The organism is Parabacteroides sp. AF27-14 (assembly GCF_003635425.1).
GTDB lineage: Bacteria > Bacteroidota > Bacteroidia > Bacteroidales > Tannerellaceae > Parabacteroides > Parabacteroides distasonis.
The window spans coordinates 114,313-135,727 of the sequence record NZ_QTLZ01000005.1 but is presented as its reverse complement, the minus strand read 5'-3'; the positions used below and the strand labels follow the sequence as shown (position 1 = coordinate 135,727).

General features: G+C 48.7%; 25 protein-coding genes. 9 read left to right on the top strand and 16 right to left on the bottom strand.

Annotation, left to right across the window (positions count from 1 at the left end; genetic code table 11):
• The first annotated feature begins 3 nt into the window (after positions 1 to 3).
• From DWY79_RS07545 to DWY79_RS07510, 9 genes are all read left to right on the top strand, one after another.
• Positions 4 to 1,476 carry a hypothetical protein gene (locus DWY79_RS07545; protein ID WP_122369128.1) on the top strand — a complete coding sequence of 491 codons (1,473 nt, stop codon included), beginning with the start codon at positions 4 to 6 and terminating at the stop codon, positions 1,474 to 1,476.
• Between the two features lie 187 nt (positions 1,477 to 1,663).
• Positions 1,664 to 1,900 carry a hypothetical protein gene (locus DWY79_RS22485; protein ID WP_128617008.1) on the top strand — a complete coding sequence of 79 codons (237 nt, stop codon included), beginning with the start codon at positions 1,664 to 1,666 and terminating at the stop codon, positions 1,898 to 1,900.
• Positions 1,901 to 1,966: 66 nt separating this feature from the next.
• Complete coding sequence (locus DWY79_RS07540) at positions 1,967 to 3,481, top strand: hypothetical protein (protein ID WP_122369127.1); 1,515 nt, start codon at positions 1,967 to 1,969, stop codon at positions 3,479 to 3,481.
• A 57-nt stretch (positions 3,482 to 3,538) separates the two neighbouring features.
• Complete coding sequence (locus DWY79_RS07535) at positions 3,539 to 3,952, top strand: hypothetical protein (RefSeq protein ID WP_121963019.1); 414 nt, start codon at positions 3,539 to 3,541, stop codon at positions 3,950 to 3,952.
• 12 nt (positions 3,953 to 3,964) lie between these two features.
• A complete protein-coding gene (locus DWY79_RS07530; RefSeq protein WP_122369126.1) occupies positions 3,965 to 7,819 on the top strand; it encodes a tail fiber domain-containing protein in 3,855 nt (1,284 codons plus the stop codon).
• A gap of 68 nt (positions 7,820 to 7,887) precedes the next feature.
• A complete protein-coding gene (locus tag DWY79_RS07525) occupies positions 7,888 to 8,235 on the top strand; it encodes a hypothetical protein (RefSeq protein WP_122369125.1) in 348 nt (115 codons plus the stop codon).
• Positions 8,236 to 8,251: 16 nt separating this feature from the next.
• Positions 8,252 to 8,659 carry a structural protein P5 gene (locus DWY79_RS07520; protein WP_122369124.1) on the top strand — a complete coding sequence of 136 codons (408 nt, stop codon included), beginning with the start codon at positions 8,252 to 8,254 and terminating at the stop codon, positions 8,657 to 8,659.
• A gap of 97 nt (positions 8,660 to 8,756) precedes the next feature.
• The gene (gene rhuM / locus DWY79_RS07515; protein WP_022192591.1) at positions 8,757 to 9,785 is read left to right on the top strand and encodes a RhuM family protein; all 1,029 of its coding nucleotides are present in this window, start codon (positions 8,757 to 8,759) and stop codon (positions 9,783 to 9,785) included.
• 115 nt (positions 9,786 to 9,900) lie between these two features.
• Positions 9,901 to 10,386, top strand: a complete 486-nt coding sequence (locus DWY79_RS07510) for a hypothetical protein (RefSeq protein WP_122369123.1) — start codon at positions 9,901 to 9,903, stop codon at positions 10,384 to 10,386.
• 33 nt (positions 10,387 to 10,419) lie between these two features.
• On the opposite strand, the gene DWY79_RS07505 is transcribed toward DWY79_RS07510, so the two are convergent.
• The 16 genes from DWY79_RS07505 to DWY79_RS07435 all read right to left on the bottom strand — a co-directional run bounded on the left by DWY79_RS07505 (position 10,420) and on the right by DWY79_RS07435 (position 21,414).
• Positions 10,420 to 11,619, bottom strand: a complete 1,200-nt coding sequence (locus DWY79_RS07505) for a pentapeptide repeat-containing protein (protein ID WP_122369122.1) — start codon at positions 11,617 to 11,619, stop codon at positions 10,420 to 10,422.
• Between the two features lie 144 nt (positions 11,620 to 11,763).
• On the bottom strand, positions 11,764 to 12,327 hold the full coding sequence (locus DWY79_RS22725) for a hypothetical protein (RefSeq protein ID WP_172718864.1): 564 nt from the start codon (positions 12,325 to 12,327) through the stop codon (positions 11,764 to 11,766).
• 115 nt (positions 12,328 to 12,442) lie between these two features.
• Positions 12,443 to 12,688 (bottom strand): hypothetical protein, encoded by a 246-nt coding sequence (locus DWY79_RS07495; RefSeq protein ID WP_229040517.1) that lies wholly within the window; start codon positions 12,686 to 12,688, stop codon positions 12,443 to 12,445.
• Positions 12,689 to 12,710: 22 nt separating this feature from the next.
• Complete coding sequence (locus tag DWY79_RS07490) at positions 12,711 to 12,935, bottom strand: hypothetical protein (RefSeq protein ID WP_057316523.1); 225 nt, start codon at positions 12,933 to 12,935, stop codon at positions 12,711 to 12,713.
• Positions 12,936 to 12,937: 2 nt separating this feature from the next.
• Complete coding sequence (locus DWY79_RS22720; RefSeq protein WP_334311982.1) at positions 12,938 to 14,635, bottom strand: SNF2-related protein; 1,698 nt, start codon at positions 14,633 to 14,635, stop codon at positions 12,938 to 12,940.
• A 1,065-nt stretch (positions 14,636 to 15,700) separates the two neighbouring features.
• A complete protein-coding gene (locus DWY79_RS07475; RefSeq protein ID WP_008780389.1) occupies positions 15,701 to 16,348 on the bottom strand; it encodes a hypothetical protein in 648 nt (215 codons plus the stop codon).
• Between the two features lie 6 nt (positions 16,349 to 16,354).
• The gene (locus DWY79_RS07470; protein WP_122369180.1) at positions 16,355 to 16,774 is read right to left on the bottom strand and encodes a hypothetical protein; all 420 of its coding nucleotides are present in this window, start codon (positions 16,772 to 16,774) and stop codon (positions 16,355 to 16,357) included.
• Positions 16,775 to 16,779: 5 nt separating this feature from the next.
• Entirely contained in the window at positions 16,780 to 16,947 is a 168-nt protein-coding gene (locus DWY79_RS22560; RefSeq protein ID WP_154395621.1) for a hypothetical protein, read from the bottom strand.
• A gap of 4 nt (positions 16,948 to 16,951) precedes the next feature.
• The gene (locus DWY79_RS07465; protein ID WP_122369121.1) at positions 16,952 to 17,602 is read right to left on the bottom strand and encodes a PD-(D/E)XK nuclease-like domain-containing protein; all 651 of its coding nucleotides are present in this window, start codon (positions 17,600 to 17,602) and stop codon (positions 16,952 to 16,954) included.
• On the bottom strand, positions 17,574 to 17,783 hold the full coding sequence (locus DWY79_RS07460) for a hypothetical protein (protein ID WP_057328718.1): 210 nt from the start codon (positions 17,781 to 17,783) through the stop codon (positions 17,574 to 17,576). The genes DWY79_RS07465 and DWY79_RS07460 overlap by 29 nt, the downstream gene beginning before the upstream one ends.
• Position 17,784: 1 nt before the next feature.
• The gene (locus tag DWY79_RS07455) at positions 17,785 to 19,002 is read right to left on the bottom strand and encodes a hypothetical protein (protein WP_057316520.1); all 1,218 of its coding nucleotides are present in this window, start codon (positions 19,000 to 19,002) and stop codon (positions 17,785 to 17,787) included.
• Between the two features lie 33 nt (positions 19,003 to 19,035).
• On the bottom strand, positions 19,036 to 20,037 hold the full coding sequence (locus tag DWY79_RS07450) for a recombinase RecT (RefSeq protein WP_057328716.1): 1,002 nt from the start codon (positions 20,035 to 20,037) through the stop codon (positions 19,036 to 19,038).
• Positions 20,038 to 20,060: 23 nt separating this feature from the next.
• Positions 20,061 to 20,231: a hypothetical protein gene (locus tag DWY79_RS22555; RefSeq protein ID WP_008780394.1), complete on the bottom strand. Its 171-nt coding sequence runs from the start codon at positions 20,229 to 20,231 to the stop codon at positions 20,061 to 20,063.
• A gap of 117 nt (positions 20,232 to 20,348) precedes the next feature.
• Complete coding sequence (locus tag DWY79_RS07445) at positions 20,349 to 20,606, bottom strand: hypothetical protein (protein ID WP_057316518.1); 258 nt, start codon at positions 20,604 to 20,606, stop codon at positions 20,349 to 20,351.
• Positions 20,607 to 20,608: 2 nt separating this feature from the next.
• A complete protein-coding gene (locus tag DWY79_RS07440) occupies positions 20,609 to 21,166 on the bottom strand; it encodes a helix-turn-helix transcriptional regulator (protein WP_057316516.1) in 558 nt (185 codons plus the stop codon).
• Positions 21,154 to 21,414 carry a hypothetical protein gene (locus tag DWY79_RS07435; RefSeq protein ID WP_008780397.1) on the bottom strand — a complete coding sequence of 87 codons (261 nt, stop codon included), beginning with the start codon at positions 21,412 to 21,414 and terminating at the stop codon, positions 21,154 to 21,156. The genes DWY79_RS07440 and DWY79_RS07435 overlap by 13 nt, the downstream gene beginning before the upstream one ends.
• Position 21,415 lies beyond the last annotated feature (1 nt).

Sequence of the window (21,415 nt, the reverse complement as noted above, 5' to 3'; positions counted from 1 at the left end):
ATCATGTCATTAACAACAGCAGAGGAGGAGAAGGTACGCGCTATCATCACGGCCTTCGATAACGGCAAGACAATCGACCAGCTGCCCTTGGCCGACACGAACCAGCCCTCCAAGTATTTGATCGAGGGAGTGTCCAAGGAAACGGGCGAGTCAGTGAGGATCCCTTTCGCCGATGCGGTATCGATCGTGAACAAGCACATCGCTATCCGTCGCTGGAAACGTGGTCAGGGCACGCCAGTCGGCGAGTCCTACGGTAATATCGATTTCCTGCGGGATCTTCCCTCCGTGATCGGTCTGGGCTGCTACCTCGTGTCCGTTGACCGTAGCCGGCGTAAGCTTGACCCGACGAACCACCATCGTTTCGCCGACGGCAGTCCCGCCGCCTTGGACGGCACGATGGGCGATTACCTGTGGTGCTGGAACGCCCACTACTACTCTTGGTGGGTAGACTCCACCTATTATTACGAGGCCGTGAGCCCGACCCCGATCGAGGGTCATTTGAACTATTATATCCCGGCCGGGGGTACGTCGGCCTTGGGAGCCGGCGTCATGGATCGTACGAGCGGCACGTTGGTCTCCGTCGTCAGCGACGATCCCCGTTATCGTGGCGGGAACAACGACGCGACGAGGGACGGGAAGCACAACACGCAGCTAGGCATGGTTGCCACGAACATGAACGCCGCGGCTTTCGGCACGGCCGCCCGCAAGAAGGGTGAGGGCTGGGAATCCGGCTGGTTCGTCGCGAACAGCGTCGTCGGTTATCTCTACCGCCTTATCATGGGTACCCGTGATTGTCAGTCCGCGTTGAACCCGGTAAAGGACTCCAATGGCCTATATCAGGGCGGTACCGGTAAAGGTGTTACCGAGTGGTCTTGGGATCCTTGGTCGAGCCATAACGGTGGTTATCCGATTATTCCGACGAGCGTAGGGATCGAGTTGGGGGACTCAGTCGGCGTGAGCGACTACGCCGTGAAGGGCTCGGACGGTGGTACCGTCCACCAAGCGCACGTCCCTTGCTTCCTAGGCTTGAAGAACTTCTACGGGCATATCGGTCTGATCGAGCGTGGCTCCTTGATAAACAAGCTGTCCGACGGTAGCGGAGATTATTATGTAGCCCCGTCCCTTTACTCGGCTTTCAACATCAACTCGATCGAGGGCCTGATAAAGGCGGCGAGGGTTCCTAAGAACGATCCCAGTGGCTGGAAATATATCACTGAGCTCAGTATGCAGAACCTATGCTCCGCCCCGACTGTCGCCTCCGGCAGCTCCAGCACCTATTATTGCGACGGTTGGTATAACGACAACGCTATTTCCGGCCTTCGCTGTCCGTTCCGTCGTGGTCTTGCGAGCAGCGGTGCTAATGCTGGCTTAGCGTACCTCGATGGTTACTTTGCGGTCTCGTACGCTTACGTGTACTGGTCGTCGCCCCTCTGCTATTTTGCAGAGGACGTAAGCCCCGTGCCCGTGCAGTACTAGCGTTCATTGTGTTCGGGTGTCCATTGTGTCCATCAGGGTGCGAAGCGCCCGAGCACCCAAGGCACGTAAGTGCCGCATCTTAGTTCTTTGACATGTTGTTTCCGTTCCTGTTTTATTTTTCCCGCCGTAAGGCGGTCGCACTTGAAAAATTAAATATTACCTTTGTTCCGCCTATTGATTGGGCGGGTTGTCTTCTCTGACGTCCTGTTCCGGCCTTCGCTGTCCGTTCCGTCGTGGTCATGCGAACAACGGTGCTAATGCTGGCTTAGCGTACCTCAATGGTAACAATGCGGTCTCGAACGCTAACGTGAACTGGTCGTCGCCCCTAGGATACGCCGCTGATTTATTCAGTAAGAAGAAGTGGAGGAGAGACCCTGTCACTGGACAAAAAATCAAGGCTAAGGGTATAGTCCCGGTAGGTTGATAAACCGACGGCTCATGACCTGATGGCGATTGCAGACACTGGACACTAAAAGACACTTGGGACACCATGAGGAGAAAAGGTGACTTTTCCGGGGATATAGCCCGGAAAGAAAACTATTACAAGGCTTTTGATCATGCCAGCAAGAACAAGCATGGCAAAAAGGCCATAACAAAGTTCGAGGCGGACTTGGAAAAGAACCTTTCCGATCTCCTATACTCTTTTGAAAACGGGACGTTCGTAACCTCCCCGTATCGTTTCATGACCGTCCATGAGCCGAAAAAACGTCTTATCGGGATGCTCCCTTTTCCGGATCATGTCCAGCACTGGGCGATGCTCAATGAGGTGGAGGATTATTTTACGAGATCCTTCTCCGCGTATACCTACGGAGGGGTGAGAGGACGCGGTCCCCACGCCTACATGAGGATGATCCGGAAGGTCTTAAGAAAATATCCGGAACGTACCACCGACTATCTCCTGTGCGATATCCACCACTTCTATCCGACCGTCAATCACCCGGTACTGAAAAGCCAGCTCAGGACACGTATCAAGGATAATCATTTATTGCGAAGGCTTGATGAGATCATTGACAGCGTCGAGGGGGATACCGGTATGTTTCCCGGCACGAAGCTGGCGCAGTTCTTCTCGCTTGTCTATCTTTATCTTTTCGATCACGATTTGAAGCGGTGCTTCCATGTCGGGGAATGCCCGGCTTTGGTTGAGTACTACACGAAAAGGTATATCGAGGAAAGTATCGCAACGGCCAAAACAGAACATGATTATGAGGAGTTATCCAAAGGGATTCAATATCTCTCGGACAGGTTCAAGGGATATCTGAACCGTCTGGACTTCTGTTACCGTCTCGCCGATGATGTCTTGATACTGCATGAGGACACCGTATTTTTGCACCTTGTCATCGAGTGGATCGGTCTTTATTACGCTAACGAGCTTAGGATCGGTCTTAACCCGAGATGGAAGATCGGGCACGTGACGGACGGTGTCGATACGGGGGGATACGTGCATTTCCCGGATCACGTCCGTGTCCGGAAACGTAACAAGGTGGCTCTCTGCCGCCAGATAGCTAGATTGAGAAAGAAGGGTTTGCCGGACGAGGAGATAAGGAAGAGGGCCTCTTCCCGTATAGGCTTCATCCAACACGCTGATACGAGTAATCTATTAAATAAATTAGGAATGGAAACACCAAGGAAAAGACTGGGACAGGTGATAAGGAATAAAAAAAGTCCGTGGGAGGATCTCCCGGCCGACCGGAAAATGAGATTCGAGGATATACTTTATGATACCCGGATACCGGAGGATAAACGAGGGCTGGAGGATGATAAACTCATAGAGTTGATTGATTATAAAATCGAGGATAGCAAGATCGAGAAAAACGAGGACGGCACGCCAAAGAAGTGCCTCGCCATACGTTTCCGATGGAAAGGCGAGGAGCGTTACGCTTTCACCGGTTCCGCCGTCTTGATTGATCAGGCGCTCACGGACTTCTCTCACGAGGACTTGCCGGTGGATACCGTGATAAAGGTGCTCACCAACAAGTTCGGTAAGAAATTTTTCAGGTTCACTTGACCCGTAGGGATCGCTCTTGGCCGATCCTCCCGGGTCGGCTAAAAAACATTTAAATATATGGAGACAAGAGCGATTTACACGGAGAGAAAGACATTCGTAAAATACGATGACAACCATTACCTGCTATACCTGAACGAGGAGGTCTTGGAGAACCACGTTCCGGAGGGCCACGGGGGCGAACCGGAACCGGAGCCCCGCGTGGCTTACGCCTATACCGGCACGTGCGAGGATGGCGGCACGCTGATAGAGGCTGCGGATGCCACGTACGAGCGGTTCGTGTCCGGGCTCGTACGTGCGAGATATTCCGCTGACAGGGTGGAGGCGATCACCCTCAATAAATTAGGTTCGGATACGGCAAGGATGGCCGAGTTCGAGGCGGAGTTCGCGGAGCTGGAGCGTTACAGAAGCGATTGTAAGACGAGGGTACGTGCCTTGCTGGGTATGCCCGAAAGCGTCTCGAACACCCTTTAAATACCGTTCGAGATGCGTATCTACGACAAGACGGGCGAGGTATTGCTTGACATCCCGGTGGACGATGACAGCTATCGTTACCGGGCGATAGCGCAAGCGAAGAAGGTGGAGCTGCGTTACTCCCTAGTGGATCACGTGGAGCTGCCCACCGGGGCGTATATCGAGTACCAGGGGGAAAGGTACACGCTGTGGTACCCTTCGGATTTCAAGAAGGAGGGCACGAGGGTCCTCGACTATACCGTCACCTTCGGCGGTAACGAGGAGATCCTGAAAAAATATAAGTACAAGCTGTTGTCCGACAAGCCGTACAAGCTCAAGTTCGTCATGACGGCCACGCCGAGGATGTTCATGGAGCTGCTGGTGGACAACTTGAATCTTTATGATTCCGGCTGGACGGTCGGTACGGTGATCGAGGCCCCGGAGAAACTGCTGTCGTTCAACCACGAGAAATGCTGGGCTGTCCTTGGACGGCTCACGCAGGAGTTCGATACCGAGCTGGAGATCGCCGGAAAGACAGTTCACTTGCGCAAGGTGGAGTACTTCAAGGACGCACCGGTCGCTCTCAGCTATGGCAAGGGAAACGGTTTCCTTCCCGGTGTAGGTCGTGCGAACCAAGGCGACAACCTCCCCGTTGAGATCCTTTACGTGCAAGGCGGCGAGCGGAATATCGATTACTCGGCCTATGGAAGCCAGACATTGTTGTTACCCAAGTCACAGGAGCTGGAGTACCAAGGCCGACGGTACAAGACCGATCCGGATGGGATGTATGTCACTCGCGCGGACAGGCCCCTTGCCTCTTATAATGAGGACAGCTACGACGCCAGCGATATATATCCATCCCGGGTCGGCACGGTGAGCGAGACCGACACGGAGCCGGGCGAGGACACGGACGGGAACGATGTCACGTTCTACAACTTCTATGACTCATCGGTTCCCGCCAACCTCAATTTCGAGGATTGCCTGATCGCCGGCCAGACCATGACCGTGATCTTCCAGACAGGCCGTCTTGCGGGCCGTGAGTTCGACGTGAAGTACGTGCATGACGGTCGTAAATTCGAGATCGTCTCGTCCGAGCAGGATGGCATGACGCTGCCGAACGCCTCCCTGTATCCGGAGGTCGGCGACAAGTACGCCGTTTTCAACATATCCCTTCCCGCCGCCTACGTATGCGACAACGCCACCAAGACCGGGGCGAGCTGGGACATGTTCCGGGAGGCGGTACGCTACCTGTACGAGCGTGAGGAGCGGCAATTCGCGTTCAGCGGAGAACTGGACGGCATATGGGCCAAGAGGAATTGGTTGGCGATCGGCGCCAAGCTGGTACCCGGCGGTTATGTCGATTTCAGCGATCCCCAGTTCCAGCCGGACGGTATCCTGATCCGGATCACCGGGGTGAGGGATTACATCAATAGGCCCCACAGTCCGGAGCTTGAGCTATCCAACACACCAGTAGGCGGTTTCCTGTCCGATGAGCTGGGAAAGCTGGAGAGCGAGGAGGTGGCGAACGAGACACGGCACAAGCAGGCCGTATCGTTCACCCTTCGCCGTTGGCGTGACGCGGTGGAGATGCAGGGGATGCTTGAACGGGCCTTCAAGGATTACGGCAAGGGGCAGGCGATGTCATGGCTTCGCACCATGTCGGTATTGGTGGGGCATGAGTCGTTGCAGTTCCGTTTCGTCAACCGTATTCCCACTGCGGACGGGCAGACGGTCACCGAGGTGGATCACGCCTTCACGTATGACGGGCAGAGACGTACGCTTGCCACCCCCTCCGGGATCTTGCAGCACATGACGTTGGGTATAGACTCTCTCGCCCCCTCCCACAAGGTGACCGAGTATAAGTACTGGAACATGGCGGCCTATACGTCTCCCTATCTGGGGGATGACACGGAGGCCATGTACCTGTACGCCCGCTGCGCCAAGTCGGGATCGGCGGGCACGTTCTTGTTGAGCAAGGAGCCGAGGGACTTGGATGACGGCTCGTATTACAACCTCCTTTGCGGAGCCTTGAGTACAGAGGTGGATGGCCAGCGCAGTTTCTCCACTCTTTACGGCTTCAGCGAGATAGGCCCGGGATGGATGCGGCTGAACAAGATCATTAACATGGACGGCACGCAATATTGGGACATGCTCTCCAAGGCGTTCCGGATCGGCGATGACAACGCTTTCCTCTCATACGACCAGCGAGACGGTCTCGTGTTGAAAGGCAGTATCTACCAATCGCCCTCCGGCGAGATCGATTATCCGGAGGTGGATCGGGGCGCTTACTCCGATAAGTCCGTCTATTACCCCGGCGACAAGGTATCTTACGATGGTAACGTGTATAAGTGTATATCCCAAACCACGCCCGGAATAACCCCCGATGACACGAGGCACTGGAAAAAACTCGTGGCGAAAGGCTCGAACAGTTTCAAGAGCACGGTGTTCATCCGCACGAACGCCACGCCCGCCGTCCCCGTTGGCGGCTCGTACGCCTCCCCGTTACCGACCACGGAGGGATGGAGCGACGGAATCCCGTCCGGTGAGGCTATCTTGTGGGCCTCCACCCGGATCTTCTCGTCAGACGGGAAGGATCCACAGCAAGCGGCGTGGACGACCCCGAGGCAAATGACGGACACGGCCGATTTCGACGTGGAGTTCTCATCCGTAGCGAACCCGTCGGCCCCAAACGGTCATCCTAATACCAATACCCAGTGGAGCGACACCCAAAGTACGGACACGATCTGGATGGCCACCAGCGCCAAGAGAAACGGGGTATGGAGCGCATGGAGCGTATCCAAGATCAAGGGAGAGGAAGGCAAACCGGGAAAGGACGGGATAGACGGCACGGATGGCGAGGACGGGAAAGACGGCGATCCCGGTCCCCGTGGCGATCGTGGCCCCCGCTGCACCTACCGTGGCGATTACGACTCAAGCGCTACCTATAACGCCAGCTCCAAGATTACCGATATCGTATCGATCAAGAATAGCGATGGCACCCGCTCGTATTATGTGGCTAAGGTGGATGATAACGAGCCTACCTTCAAGGGGAAACATCCGACCAATACCGCCTATTGGGACACCTTCGGGGCGAACTTCTCCAGCGTGGCGACCGATTTGCTGATGGCACGGAAGATAGCAGCCTCGGAGATTGACGTGGAGGAGATCTTTGCAAACTTGGCAAGGATCGGAAACTTCACCATCACGAACGGGAACCTGAACGTGGATACTTCCGTTGCGGATCGTACCCAGATAACGTTCCCGAGAATGCTGACCATCGGGAAGACCACGCAGTTCGCCGGGAAGTTCGGAAACCGTAGCTCGTGGGGCGGTGTGTTCTTCGAGGGATTCGGTCCCTATTTTTACGACATGGGGGTAGAGAAAGTGTTGTACAGGGAGGGCACGGGGGTCGTGTTTAACGCCCCGGGCGGGAGATACCCGTTCTTGGGGGTACGGATCGATAACGGCAACGGTATCTATGGCTGGAACAGTCCCGGGAATATAGCCAACCTGTATATCAACAAGGACGCCGCGAGCACGGCCCATGTGTATATCACCAATTACCAAGGCTTGACCTCGTCCGATATCCGCCTGAAGAGCGTCTTCTTCGATATCCCGGACGTGCTGGATAAGCTGGAGGGTATCTCCGCGTTCTACTACACGATGAAGGAGGACGAGGACAAGCTCCTTCGCATCGGCGTGTCGGCGCAAGCCGTCCGAGAGGTTCTTCCGGAGGCGGTACAACTCATAACACCGGATAACGGGGATTCCTATTACGGAGTCGATTATATCCAGATGCTGACCGCCTTCGGGATCAACGGGATCAAGGAGCTTTACGCCAAGGTCAAGGCACTTGAGAAGAGGGTGGAAGAGTTGGAGAATAGATAGAAAATATTATAGGCCTTATCGGGGGCGGGCAAATAAAAGCCCCCGTATATATTAAAAGAAAACGAGTTATGGGAGTTGATTTGAATACGATATTGGCGATAATCGGCGCGATGGGCGGGGTTGAGGGGATAAAATGGGGCATCCGTGCGTGGGCGAACCGTAAGACGAACGCACGTATAGCGGATGCTCAAGCTGACGTGGAGGAGTTCAAGGCCCTGCGTGAGTATAACGAGTTCTTGCAAAAGCAGTTGTCTGAGAAGGAGGAACGGTTCGTTGAGCAGACCGGACGGCTCCGGCAGGTGCAGGACGAGCTTTTCACCTTGAAGGAGAGTTATTCGGACGTGAAGCTAGAACTGGCTTTAAAGAGGTGCGAGAAAAAGAAATGCGGCGATCGTGAGCCGCAGAACGGTTATTAATGAGGGAGGATAAGGAATGAGAAATAACAATTTACCTCGGGGATTACGTAACAACAACCCCGGGAACATCAGAAGGAATAGCGATGTCTTCCAAGGCGAGAAGACAAGCTCAGACAAAGAGTTCAAGCAATTTAAATCGATGGCATACGGGTATAGGGCGATCTTCAAGATCCTGTCTAACTATTACCGGAACTATAAGCTGGATACGATCCGCAAGATAATAGGAAGATGGGCGCCGGAAAACGAGAATAATACGAACGCTTACATTAAGGCCGTATCTGATTATGCCGGTATCCCTGCCGATGATCCGATCAACATCAACGATCGTGAGCAAATGATCCGGATTGTGGCCGGGATGAGCAAGGTGGAGAATGGGAGAGAGGCTGATATGTCGGATGTGATAACGGGGTGGAGCTTGTTATGATATCCGATGAATTAGGGTTTTAACAATGGGTTCTTTGACAGGATGGGATAGCCAATAACAAATAATTTTTACATTTGTGATGTGAAAGTTATATGTTATGGAAGAAAATAAAAACTTAGGTGAAATAGTCATCTTTAATACAGATAGTGGTGATGTGAAAGTGCAAATAGATGCCATTAACGAAACTATTTGGATGACTCAAAAAGGAATGTCCGAATTGTTTGATGTTAGTGTATCGACAATAAGCAGGCATATTAAAAATATCTTTGAAGATGGTGAGCTTGAAGAAAAAGTGGTTGTTGCAAAAAATGCAATAACCACTGAGCATGGAGCTATTGACGGGAAAACTCAAACGAAGGAAGTGACGTTCTACAATCTTGATATGGTCATAGCCGTCGGTTACAGAGTTAACAGTAAACGTGCGACCCAGTTTCGTATTTGGGCTACAAAAACACTTCGTGAATACTTGGTAAAAGGTTATGTTCTTGATGATAATAGATTCATAAAAGGCCAGTCGTTGACTTATTTCAAGGAACTGTTAGATCGAATTCGGTCGATACGTATATCCGAAAGAGTGTTTTACCAGCAAATCAAGGATATCTATATGTTAAGTATAGATTACGATAAAAATGACCAGACAACACTTGATTTCTTTGCGTCCGTACAAAACAAGCTTCTTTGGGCGGTAAGTGGAAAAACAGCAGCGGAATTGATTTATTATAGGGCGAACGCAAAGTTACCGATGATGGGACTTACCTCTACGGAGAAAGAAGGTATTGTTAAGTCTTCAGATATTAATATCGGTAAGAACTACTTAACGAAAGATGAGCTTGACAACTTGAAATTAATAGTCGAGCAATACCTATCTTTCGCAGAGGCCCAAGCTATCAACCATATACCGATGAGGATGAAAGATTGGGAAGACAACCTTAATATTATCTTAACGATGAACCGTAAGAGCATCTTGACTGATTTAGGTAAAATATCAAAAGAACTGGCTAAGAAAAAGGCAAAGAACGAGTATGCTTTATATAAAGAGGCTCAAAAGGAGCAAGAATATTTGAATAGTATAAAAGAATTGGATAAGGATTTAAGGAGTCTAAGAAAAAAGAACCCTCCTAAATAGCATATAACTTTACATTTTATTGGAGAGTTTGGCGGCTATCCCATCATCATGGTTTAGTCGCCTTTTTCGTATCCGGGCGGCATCCAAATACGGGTACAATCAAATTTTTATAATAATGAAACCTAGATGCATTGTATTAATAATGGTAGGTATCCTCTCCCTGTTTGGGTGTCGAACCAAGATTCAACCTGTCGCTATCGAGAATCGTATAGACTCGATCTACATAGATAAGTTGGTACCTTACCCAATGCCAGCCGATAGCGCCTCTATCCGTGCGTTGATGGAATGCGATGAGAACGGTAAGGTAGTCCTTCGTTGGCTGGACATGGCTAACACGAAGAACGTGGAACTCATGTTCAAGCTGGATAGTCTCGGTAACGTGATCGCCAATATGAGAGTTCCTAGAGATACGTTATATCTGCCTTCGAAAGAAATCTACGTGGATCGTAAGGTGGAGGTTCCGGTCTTTGTGGAAAAAGAGCTATCTCGTTGGGAGAAAATAAAGATTGAGGTAGGAGGGTGGGCGATAGGGATCTTATATGGATTCTTGATAGTTAGTATTGGTTATGTGATTGTTTGGTTGATAAAGAAACGTAGATGAACTTTAGGGTTAAAGATCTGTTGGAAGGGGGATTTACAGAATAGCTTGTTCTCTATTTGTAACGGATAGATCTACGTTTTTTAGATCAACATTCCGTAAATTTGTATTGAGTAAGACCGTTTTTTTAAGATTTGAATAATCAAGCTTTGAATATTGCAAGTTAGCATAACTAAGGTTTGCGAATGTAAGGTCTGATTGTGATAGATCTGATTGGTACATGTTGGCTTTGATTAATTTTGCTTTGGATAAGTTAGCCTTAAACAAGTCTGCTTTTGTTAGGTTTGCATTGGTTAGGTCTGCTTGACAGAAGATAGTCTCGATTAAATTTGCCTCAGATATATTCGCATTTTCCAACGTCGCTTTTAATAGATTTGCTTCAAACATTTCCGCCTTAAACAGTATGACCTTATATAAGTCAGCTTCTATCAATTTTGCCTGACTTAGTACTGCTCTAGATATGTCTGTGTAGTGTAAGTTCGCTCTAGACATATCTGTATTTATTAATAATGCGTTAGAAAGATTTGCCCTAGACAAATCTGCTTCTGACATATTTACTTCGGATAGATCTGCTTTAATTAGATTGGTATACGACAAATTTGCTCTGAATAAGTTTGCTCCAGTTAGTTTTATACCAGCTAGATATGCATTAGATAAGTCACCTTCTAAATCAGAAAAAAAATTATCGTCACTATTGAATAATAATAACATCAATGTTTGGATTTCATTTGATGGATTCAAATTAAATTCCTTTTTATAATCATTGATACTTGTAATTGATCTTATATGAGAACATAGAATGTTAAAAACAGTCTCTTTAAATTCATTGGGGTATTCTTTTGCTAGAAAAATAAGGTTGTATACTCCACCAGTTCTGGCAGATTCTTGGTTGCTTCCCAATAATTCTACACCTTTAGCAAATCTAGAATTACGCTCAGACTTGGCTTGTAGCTCTAGTTGCATATTTTGATATTCAATTTGTTTAGACTGTCCATCCAATTGTTTTTCTTGTTGTGAGATCCGTCTCTGATTTTGATATATATTATAAACGATGCCAAATACTCCAAAAATAGCAGTCCACATAGTGAAAAAGTCTTTTAAGCTAAGCCCAAAAGTATAAAGAGGAATGTTTGAACCAATAATGTCTCCGATTAGAATAAGGACAAAAGGTGCTAAAAACAATGAAAGGAGTATTGTTAGTGTTTGTTTTCTTATTTGAGATAATAATTGTGCCATGGTTGATATTCATATTGTTTGTGGACAAAAATACATAACGATTTTGGTGCTTCAAAAGTTTTGTACAACATTTTTGATAGTGTATTTAAATTGTATGCGTAATATCGTGGACTGATATAGTTCGATAATCAATCCACGATATGTTTATAATAGCAACCTCCCTTCCTTCTTATCCATCACCGCATTGAAAACACTTTTGTAGGTTTCGTACAACTCTTTCCGGCTTTCCGGCCCCGGCCAGTCGGCGAAAGACTCTCCGGCGAAGAATTTCCAAGCGAAGATCCGTTTGGCTTTTTCGGACAACTCTAACAGGTCGACCATATCCCGGATATCCTGCATACGTTCCCGGATATACTCGGTACGGTCAATACTATCATCGGGCTCATCAATAATGTTCAGTCTTCGCCAATCCACATTCTCATCTACCGGGATAGGCTTGTATTTATGCCGGTAGGGAGACGTGTCCGAGGTAACGTTCAGCTTTATCATTTGCAGGATATACCAGTCAAGTTCGGTATATTTACCTTGCTTGGCTTCCATAAGCCGGGAGAGGTGTTCCAGAGGCTTTTGAAGTAGCATACACATTACCTCGTTCAATACGTCAATAGCTTCACTACTCATTCCGGCAAGTGAGCAGTGATACTTAGCGTAATCCAGCCACCTGTCGTAACGTTTCTCAATATATTTATTCAATGCCTCACTTGCCATAGTTGTCTTTATTTGATATATTTGTCGCAGGTTGTAATGGGGTGGCGCTGTGAGGCGCTGCCTTTTTATTTATTCTCTTTGTTAGTCTTTATCTCTCGCTATAAAAATGTTATCTTTAGCCTTCTTTTTTATTCTTAGCCCAATCGATAATGTATTCAATACCAGCGTTGAATCCTTTACTGAAACCATCTTTAAACTCATGATTTGATATTCCATGATAGTAAGCCGAGCCGAAGCACAAGGCGAAACCAATGGCTATCAATACCATCCCTGTTCCAAAGTATGGATAAGCTAGGGATATATGGAATGGCTTGAACTGGATCGATATTCCAGACGTGAGAATGAATATTAGCGAGATCATTCCGATTATTAACAATGATATTTTAAGCATCTGAACCTCCTTTGTTTACATTGTGCGACATATTCTTTAATCTTGTTTGACTTTTATAATCCTTACATCCATAAGCGGCGAGATTAATGGCGTGCGTACCTATTCCTTGTCCGGAGAAGCATGGATAACGGATACATCTTACGCATTTCCTTCGTGGATATTTATTAGCGTCCTCCCGTTCTTTCAAGCGGTTGATTCCTATGTGTTCCTCTGCCATGGTTATTCCTCCTCCTCGGTCTCGTCGAATATCCGGGCCATCATATCGACGATGTTTGTTTGTATATTGTCCTCCGCGCCAAGCACGGCGTTGCTTATATGTTTTTTCTCCTCGATGATCCTGTAGAGCTTCTGGTCGATGGTCTTGCGGCCAAGCAGGTAATAGCAATTCACGGAGTCCTTTTGGCCGATACGATGTGCCCGGCTCTCGGCTTGGTCGCAATCTGCGTATGTCCACGGTAGCTCGATAAAAGCGACATTGCTTGACGCTGTCAACGTGATACCCGCCGCTGCGGCCTTGATGGAGCAGATGATGACGTCCGTCTTGGGATTCCGTTGGAAAGCGTCTATGGCCGCTTGCTTTTGTTGCATATCTTGCCGTCCGGTGACACACACCGCCGAGGGAAACGCCTGTAGGAGCCGGTCTACGATCTCATGCAGGTTACAGAAGAGGATGATCTTCTTTCCGTTCTCCCGAAAATCCTTCACGAAATCGATCACCTCTCTCAACTTACCCCGGGCCGTTATGTCCTTCAATATGCCTATTCGTACCATGACCTCGCCTTTCAGCGATTTTTGTACCTTCTCATCGTCGGCCTCCTTGTATCGTCTCAGATAATCCACCAAGTCACGCTCGGCGTCTTGGTATTCCTTGCGGTTGGTGATCTCGCAGGTCACGATCTGCCGTACCTTGTCGGGTAATTGAGTCAGCACCTTGGATTTTTCCCTCCGGAAGAAACAATGCTTCCAGAGCATGAAATTGAGCTCTTTCAAGTTCGAGGCCCCGTGCGGCCCAGAGCAATAGCGGCTCGTGAAATATTTCCAGCCTCCGAGATCGTTCATCCGGTCCATGATAGCGAGTTGGCATATAAGGTCGTTGGGCTTGTTTACGACAGGGGTACCGGTCAACAGGATGATCCACTCTTTCCCGGCGGTGATACCTTTGCAAAACTTGCTTTGTTGGGTAGCCGTTGATTTTACCTTATGGGATTCGTCAATGATCACGCTCTTGAACAACTTGATCGTATTATGGAACTCTACGTCTTTCAGCGTCCATTTCTCCGATTTGTTGATTCGGCGTACGAAATACTTCCGTAGGCTCTCGTAGTTCACGATGAACACATGGTTCATGCCCGTTTGCCAGAAGAATGGCCATGAGGTTCGTACCGAATCGGTCAATACCATGGCTTTCTTGTCCGTGAACTTGTGCCATTCACGTTGCCAGTTGATCTTGACCGTATTGGGGCAGATAACGAGACAGGGGAAAGCGCCGGCCTTGTTGATTGTGGCGATACTCTCAAGTGTATTGTGCGTTACAATATAATTATTTGTCAGATACAAATGATCCGGAGCGGTTACGCTTATACATACGGAATCTTCCTCTCTAATATATTCGATAGACGAGATATACCGTGAACAATAGTTTGTTTTTTTGATGTCCCATTCGGCGGCTTTCCGTTCAAGATAGAATGGGCAAACCTTGATCCTCACGTTTACTTGAAATTCCACGCCTTTACCCTCGTTTTGCCTATCGTATCTGCGTATGATCGCCTGTCCTCCAAGGGAACGTACCAAAAGGGCAATGTCACGCGCCATGCCATAGGAAAGGGTGCTGTAGGTGATCCTGTTTCTCTTTCCTGATCCATCCGTATCCATCAAACCGCGTAAGAGGTTGATGCGTTGCTCTACCGATCCGTGCATGTATTCGTATGGTATGAATTTCTCTACACTTGGTTTGTCAGCTTTGAGTCGTTTGATCTCTTGGTAAAATCGATTTTCGTGGACTGTCGGATTCTTTGTGATGTTGTATCGCGGGCATGTGGCGTAATCGTCCCGTACCAACAGCATATCGCTAGGTAAGAGTTTTCTTACCCTGTCGGCAATAGCCGTATCCATGTCCGGTGTAGAGAAAGACAGGCGCCCATTGCCATTGCAAAGGTGGCCGTCTCCCAAAAGTACCCCCATGATGTAAGGATGAATGATGTATAATCTCTCCTTGTACTTCACAGGTTCACACATTGGGATTTCCCATTTCCGTCTTGTATGGTTATGGCCAAAACCTTTTAGGTTGTAGGTCACGCCGGAATCCATGATCTCCTGTGTTGTCTTGGTGATCCATCCTTTCCCCTTTCTTCTACGGTTGGCATCCCGGACACACCATAGATGCTCTGGGCCGCATTCACAGGATACGCCATCAGAGAACGTCACTTTGAACACGCGGCGTTCTTTTTGCGGGTACACGCCACTTACGGTATATACATTTCCGTCCCTGCCGAATATCTCGTCCCCAATTTGTAATTCTCCAATCCTCCTAAAACTGTTTGGAGTAGCCACGTAACTACTGACCGGTTGTTGTTTGCCAAGTCCCATGTCGTCCCCATTGATAAACCGTTTTAGTTGTAAGCCTCGTGCGATTCCTTGCAGTTGATAGGGGTAAGGTTGTATCTTTAGGCCATGATCCTCGTCCAACTCGGGCATGTCCGGTATTTGATAGGCTATGTCCTCGTCGGTCTTAGACTCGTTCCCTCCCCAGTTGACGGGTTCGAAGTGCCTCACGTAATAGGTGAGCTGGTCTAGCTCCGCCTTGCACTTATTGTTGGCCGGGATCATCCACGCTCCGGTAGACTTGTCCCACCAGCGGACGCTGATGGCTGTCTTTAGCTTGTCAACGACCTGCTGGCGGTACCTGTCAAACCTTACCGCGTAGCATTGTCCCTTTTCCGTGTTTTGTAAAGTGATTTGCATAACGGTTGTTTTTATTATTGGTTAGGCGAACTCGTCGAAGGCTTTCACCTCCTCGGCGATCTCCTTGATCTGCTCTTTTTTCTTCCGTCCCCGTTTCTTAGGCTTCTCTTCCTTCTCGCCCGTGATATCCGATTCCTCCGGGGTATCGAAATCGAAGGATTCTTGCTTGATGCCATATTTACCTTCGAACAGGTAAGCGTCCACCTCGTAACTACATCTACCGATAGCCTCTTTCAACTCGGCTCCGTAAAGGTACCCGTCACCGGACTCGTCCTCATATTTGGTGAACGGGACGGAGAGGTTAAGGATCTGCCCGCTTTTCAGGAGCTTTTGCGCTTGGATTGATACGCCGGCTGATTCATCATTACCGCCTTTGCTGTATCCGGTGACGATGATATTCTTTAGCTTCTCGTTCAAGTCATCGTCGGAGGGATTGGCGACATTGACCAATGTAGCCTCGTGCATCTCACAGATTTTCACTACGTGTGGCTTAAGCCGGTTCAACGCGTACAGTAGATCGGGGTGGATAAACTGCTCCGATTCCTTTAGGATGTTGTTCTTGTAGTTCGCTTCCACGAACTTTTCCGTATACTCCGCCGTGAGCTGGTTGTTCTTGATCTTCACTTTCTGGATCTCGTACACGGGTTGCTCTTTTACTAATTCTTCCATGCTCTTTTAAAATTTAGGATTGTTATAACTCTGAGGCGCTAAGGCCATTTCAGTTTTCGCCTTGCTAATTATCGTGCGACACCATTCCAATTGGTGGGTCGCAGTCCGGTTCAATCTATCACACCAGTCGACTAGGTATTGCTCATCCTTGCACAGGCTGTCGATGATAGCGTTTACGGCCTTTGAGGTCGCTCCGGCCCGTGAAGCGGTTTCCCGTAATGTGTCGAATACTTCCGATTTCTTTTTCACGTTCAGGTGATATTTTGCGTCCGCTAACAGCTTCCCGGTTCGGGCGATATAGACGGCAAGGTCGTTTCCACGTAGGACAGCTTCTTGTACGTCTTCGCTCATTGTGATATTCAGGAAGGCATCTATGGCGGCTAGTTCCTTGGATATCTTGTCTGTCGGTGTGATATTGAGATTCATGATTTTTATTTTAAGATATAATCGTTGCCACAGTTGCCGCAATGATATACGTTGAATGTATTTCCCGTATGCGTCTGTAATTTCTTTACGAGTACGGAAGCTCCGCATATAGGGCATTTCTTTGCCAGCCTGCACTTTAGCCAGTCGATTAGGATTAAAACTAGACTCTTCATACTATTAGCTTATTAGCATCCACCACCGGAAGGCTAGTTCCTCGTATTTCTCTTTCCCTTTCCGGTAGCTCGGATCGTTCCGTCTGATGAAAGCCTTGAACACTTTTTGGTTCTTCTTGGAGATACCATAGATGAAATCTTGACGGCTTCCGGCGATATCCATATACCAGGCACGGGAACGATCCCAATCAAAAAAATCAATCGCCTCGTCAAACTGTTTCTGGGAACTGGCGAAGGTAGTTTTCAAGTCTCCGCCGAATCCGAATGTGGGAAGCCACCAGTCCCATTTGCAACGAGTGTCGAGCGTATATTCAAAGTTGCCGTATTGGAAACGTTGCCCCTTGTTTACCATGAACCGTTGCGTCTCCGCTTTAGCAAGCACTTGCGCCAATAAGGGATCGTGTCGGGCTTCCATACGGAGTGACTTGATCATGGCTTGTGCCAGTTCCCAATCTTCCCCGGAATACAATACGTCATCTACCGTATGTTTGTCATATCTTACCCGTTCGGGTTCTGTCAGCATCGCATCCACCAGACTCCCGAACTTGAACGCCTTCTCCTTATCCCCGTATTGCGTACGGGGATAGAGGAGGTTCTTTAGTTCTGTCAGGTCTGAGTTGCTGACCTCAGACCGTAGGTAATACGTATCTTGCATCTTCTTCCTTGAGTTTTAAGTATTCAATGACTGCGAAGTCAAATTCAAAATCGTAAGTGTTATCCATCAGCCACCGGAACCATTTGCGGCCCTCTTCCGTATCGAGGATCTTTTTTAGGTTACTCGGTGTACGCCTGTATTTCCCGAAGTTTATCCATGAGGACAGATATAGCTTTCTCATATCACTTGGCCGTTATATCATCGACATATTTCACGAATGCGGATTGGATTCGCTCACCGTCCTTATTGGCTGTTTTCTCGCAATAGGAGATCATCTTCTTATGGATCTTCTCAAGATCCTCCATGCTCATATTGATACCCTCACGCATGAACCACATCTGGTATACCTGCATGAATCCTTGTGGATTGGTGACTTGGATCTTTTTCTTTATCTTCGCCTTGGTAGGGGTAGGAGACATACTGGCGGCACTGAAATCGAAGGCCGCCTGTACTTCCGCGGTGGCTTTCTCTGCCTCCGCCTTGGCTCTCGCTTCCTCTTCCTTGCGCTTGCGTTCCAGTTCGGCCTTTTGACGTTCTTCCGCCTCTTTCCGTTTGCGCTCCTCCTCCAGCCGTGCCGCCTCGATTGCGTTGGTCTTGCGAATTTCCTCTTGCTCCTCCAGTTGTTTCCGGAGGGATGGGAGGCGGTCGACCAAGGATTGTTTCAGTCCCTCGATCTCGAAAGCGTATCGATCGGAATATTCTTTTTTCTTTAGGATGGCTATCTCGTTCTTGATCGCTTTGCGGGTCTCACCGTCCATATAGAATGTCTGTTTGTTATCCACGACGTTTTTCACGAAATCCGTCCATGAGAAACCGGTGCTTGTTTGCGTGATCTGCCGGCATACGTCCCCATACGTGGCTAGGGAGGCACGATTGAAAATCCCGTTCAAGGCGTTGATATGCTTCTCGACGTAGGCGGCGTACGTGGTATCAAGCAAGACCGTTATGTCGGCCCGGTATTGGGCTTTCTCGTTCTCCGCCAACTGTTTTTGCCGGGCCTCTTCCTCACGGCGTTTTTGCTCTTCCAGCTTCTTGGCGGCGTATTTGTTACGCTCCATCTGTAGCAGATAAGGGATGGTTCCCTTGGATTTGGCGTCTATGGAACCCTCTAGTGTCGTGAAACGTTTGGATATGGCCGTTAGCATTTGGGTTAACGGCTTCCGGCGGTTGTTCATGTTCTCTACGGTCTTCTTTGACTTCGCAAGGTATTCTTGTACCGCAGTGTCGATCTCGTCCGTGCCGATACCTCCATTTCCCTCAATCGTGTCCAAGAGGGTTTTCCCTGCGTTCGTGCAAGCTGAGACCGACGCCTCATTGCGGGCGAGAATATCCGGGGCTGTCTGTAAGATGCTAATGACCTCGTTAGCCTTGAAAGGTAAATTGTTATTCTGTGTATCCATGTCGATAAAATTTTGAATGTTGATATTGAACTCTTAAAATCCGGCTTCTTCATCTTCTTGTGATATTTGGGCTGTTATACCAGATACGGGAACCGGTTCCGCTTGCGGTTGCTCTCCGAATCCTTGTAAAGGATTTTCCGATTGGGGCTGGAGGGCTTGCGGTTGCTGTCCGGCTTGATTGGGCTGGATAACGGTTGTTTCTTCCAGTCCGTAGTCGATCTCTTGCGGTTCCTCCTGTGTCTCGAATGAGGAGAACTGTCCCGTGCGTACCTTGGGATATCCGTCGAAAGCGTGCTTGATAAGCTTGCTTTCCAAGAATCCCGGATCAATACCTCCTTCGCTAGAGGTATAAAGGGCATTGGCCTTCCCTTCTTTCTGCCGGGTTTGCGGGTTCCATTTCTGGTTGTTCTTAAAGCTGTACGCTTCCAATCGCTTGATATCGCCTTCCATCATCCAGTGCCAGTCCACGGTACCGTCGGAGCGTACGATACGTAAGAAACCACCTATCACCTTGTTGGACTTTCGGGGGCATGCCGCTTGGTAGGTCACGGTCTTTACGCCGTCGATCAACCCGGGGGAGAAGGTATCGCCCTCATAGCAAACCACGGGATTATCCACGTAACGGACTTGTCCGGCACGTTGCCGCATGACTAACTCGCCATATCCGGTGATGGAGAGATAAGCACGTAGTTCGTAGATATCGCTACCGTTGTTATCCTTATAACCGGTCTTCGTGCTACGGGGAAGAATATAACAGTGCGGCCGTCCTGTTGGGTCAAGTGACAGGCCGTTGACCGCTATATCCAAAAAGCATCCATAGAGGGATAACGGTGTGCATCTTTGCAGTTCCGGCTTGTCTTGTAATATCTTCCGGAAGTTGAATTTCTCTTTCTCGTAGATTTGCGCTCCTTGGGCGGTACCCCAGATCGCGTTATACATTTGGATGAACTTTTGTTCTACCCTGTTATCTTCCGCTATCATGAGCGGGTTTAGCTGATTCAACTCAGCTACTTTGATCTGAATTAGATTCGACATGATGTTATGTTTTTAAATGTTAGTTACCAATGTTTAGCTATCATGTAAGCCATTGCCGCACATCCGGACGTCGTGATGATATGCAGGAAATGTCCTAGGCAAATAGCCACGATTCCAAGTATGGCGAGCGTTCCGAAAAGGATGTAAAATCCCCACCTCACCGCTTGGGCGAGTTTCCAGTAATCTGTTTTCATACGTCAATGATTTATTAGCAATGCGGTTTACCGTCCGTGAAATAGCGAGTTGGATGGGTATCGTAAACTTCCTTTTGCAACGCCTTGCCAAGGTGCCTTGCTATGTTAATGATTCATTTAATAGTCGTATGGATCCAGGGCGCACTTATACAGGTTTTCCAGCCTGTACTCGATTTTGCCCGGTCGCTTGTAACGTTGTAGCCTACCTTCCGAGACCCATCTTTCCACGTTCTGCCTCCCGAAACGGAGGTGCGCTTCCTTTTGCCCGATAAATTCCCGGATACCCGCTTGCATCCTTGTGATTTGCCAAGCAAGGTATTCGATCTCGATCTTTCGTAAAGAAGGTATGCTTTGATAGGTGTTTTCGGTTGGCATGATTATTCGCCCTTAAATAGATTCTTTTCGTTCGCGTATCGCATGAACTCCGCCATGGAGTGTATTGAGAGTTTCCGGAAAACGTTCTTCCGGTGGTTCTTTACGGTGTGGGACGAGATGAAAAGCGTTTCTGCGATCTCTTCGTCTTTCTTGCCATAGTAGCAAAGCTCCATCACCCGAAGCTGGCTGTCTGATAATGTACTGTTGAACTTCGGTTCACAGATTTTCTTAAACCCGTCACATTCTCCTCGTAGAGGGCAGCCGACAAACTCGAATTTGAAATTCCAGTTCTCATCCACGTCTATCATGTTATCGTACAGCCCGAAGTTGCATTTGATAAACCTACGTACAGCCAAGAAATCCCGGTAGCATTTATTCCCGTCGTAGCGGGCGTAATACTTGCGGAGTGCCGCATAAGCCTCCGGATAGAACTCTTCCAAAATCTCAAGGAAACTTTGAATGAAATCCGTATCGGACTCTTTCAGTTGGCGTTCCGGCTGTCCCTGCTCTTTGATAGTTACTTCGCCGGAGGGGGTGGTATAGAATTCTATTGCGCGCATACCTTATCCTCCTTTGGGAATAACTCACTGGCAGGAATGCCAAGTTCTCTTTCTATCACTTCTTGGGCTAACGCATCCGGTTGGTAGACTCCCGCTACCCAACATCTGACGGCCGATTCAGATCGTTTGGTAATGGTAGCTATCTTTTGGATGAAAGCCTTCTTGGGCGGCGTGTTGTCCATGGAGAAGTAGATCTCTCTGAACGAACGAGCACCAGTCTCATGACCTTGTAGGTTTAATTTTTCCATT

Bases quoted from the DNA above. Each gene is read 5' to 3' on its own strand.
- DWY79_RS07545 (WP_122369128.1), top strand. From the start codon at position 4: ATGTCATTAACAACAGCAGAGGAGGAGAAGGTACGCGCTATCATCACG.
- DWY79_RS07540 (WP_122369127.1), top strand. From the start codon at position 1,967: ATGAGGAGAAAAGGTGACTTTTCCGGGGATATAGCCCGGAAAGAAAAC.
- DWY79_RS07535 (WP_121963019.1), top strand. From the start codon at position 3,539: ATGGAGACAAGAGCGATTTACACGGAGAGAAAGACATTCGTAAAATAC.
- DWY79_RS07530 (WP_122369126.1), top strand. From the start codon at position 3,965: ATGCGTATCTACGACAAGACGGGCGAGGTATTGCTTGACATCCCGGTG.
- DWY79_RS07525 (WP_122369125.1), top strand. From the start codon at position 7,888: ATGGGAGTTGATTTGAATACGATATTGGCGATAATCGGCGCGATGGGC.
- DWY79_RS07520 (WP_122369124.1), top strand. From the start codon at position 8,252: ATGAGAAATAACAATTTACCTCGGGGATTACGTAACAACAACCCCGGG.
- rhuM (WP_022192591.1), top strand. From the start codon at position 8,757: ATGGAAGAAAATAAAAACTTAGGTGAAATAGTCATCTTTAATACAGAT.
- DWY79_RS07510 (WP_122369123.1), top strand. From the start codon at position 9,901: ATGAAACCTAGATGCATTGTATTAATAATGGTAGGTATCCTCTCCCTG.
- DWY79_RS07505 (WP_122369122.1), bottom strand. From the start codon at position 11,619: ATGGCACAATTATTATCTCAAATAAGAAAACAAACACTAACAATACTC.
- DWY79_RS22725 (WP_172718864.1), bottom strand. From the start codon at position 12,327: ATGGCAAGTGAGGCATTGAATAAATATATTGAGAAACGTTACGACAGG.
- DWY79_RS07495 (WP_229040517.1), bottom strand. From the start codon at position 12,688: ATGATCTCGCTAATATTCATTCTCACGTCTGGAATATCGATCCAGTTC.
- DWY79_RS07490 (WP_057316523.1), bottom strand. From the start codon at position 12,935: ATGGCAGAGGAACACATAGGAATCAACCGCTTGAAAGAACGGGAGGAC.
- DWY79_RS22720 (WP_334311982.1), bottom strand. From the start codon at position 14,635: ATGCACGGATCGGTAGAGCAACGCATCAACCTCTTACGCGGTTTGATG.
- DWY79_RS07475 (WP_008780389.1), bottom strand. From the start codon at position 16,348: ATGGAAGAATTAGTAAAAGAGCAACCCGTGTACGAGATCCAGAAAGTG.
- DWY79_RS07470 (WP_122369180.1), bottom strand. From the start codon at position 16,774: ATGAATCTCAATATCACACCGACAGACAAGATATCCAAGGAACTAGCC.
- DWY79_RS22560 (WP_154395621.1), bottom strand. From the start codon at position 16,947: ATGAAGAGTCTAGTTTTAATCCTAATCGACTGGCTAAAGTGCAGGCTG.
- DWY79_RS07465 (WP_122369121.1), bottom strand. From the start codon at position 17,602: ATGCAAGATACGTATTACCTACGGTCTGAGGTCAGCAACTCAGACCTG.
- DWY79_RS07460 (WP_057328718.1), bottom strand. From the start codon at position 17,783: ATGAGAAAGCTATATCTGTCCTCATGGATAAACTTCGGGAAATACAGG.
- DWY79_RS07455 (WP_057316520.1), bottom strand. From the start codon at position 19,002: ATGGATACACAGAATAACAATTTACCTTTCAAGGCTAACGAGGTCATT.
- DWY79_RS07450 (WP_057328716.1), bottom strand. From the start codon at position 20,037: ATGTCGAATCTAATTCAGATCAAAGTAGCTGAGTTGAATCAGCTAAAC.
- DWY79_RS22555 (WP_008780394.1), bottom strand. From the start codon at position 20,231: ATGAAAACAGATTACTGGAAACTCGCCCAAGCGGTGAGGTGGGGATTT.
- DWY79_RS07445 (WP_057316518.1), bottom strand. From the start codon at position 20,606: ATGCCAACCGAAAACACCTATCAAAGCATACCTTCTTTACGAAAGATC.
- DWY79_RS07440 (WP_057316516.1), bottom strand. From the start codon at position 21,166: ATGCGCGCAATAGAATTCTATACCACCCCCTCCGGCGAAGTAACTATC.
- DWY79_RS07435 (WP_008780397.1), bottom strand. From the start codon at position 21,414: ATGGAAAAATTAAACCTACAAGGTCATGAGACTGGTGCTCGTTCGTTC.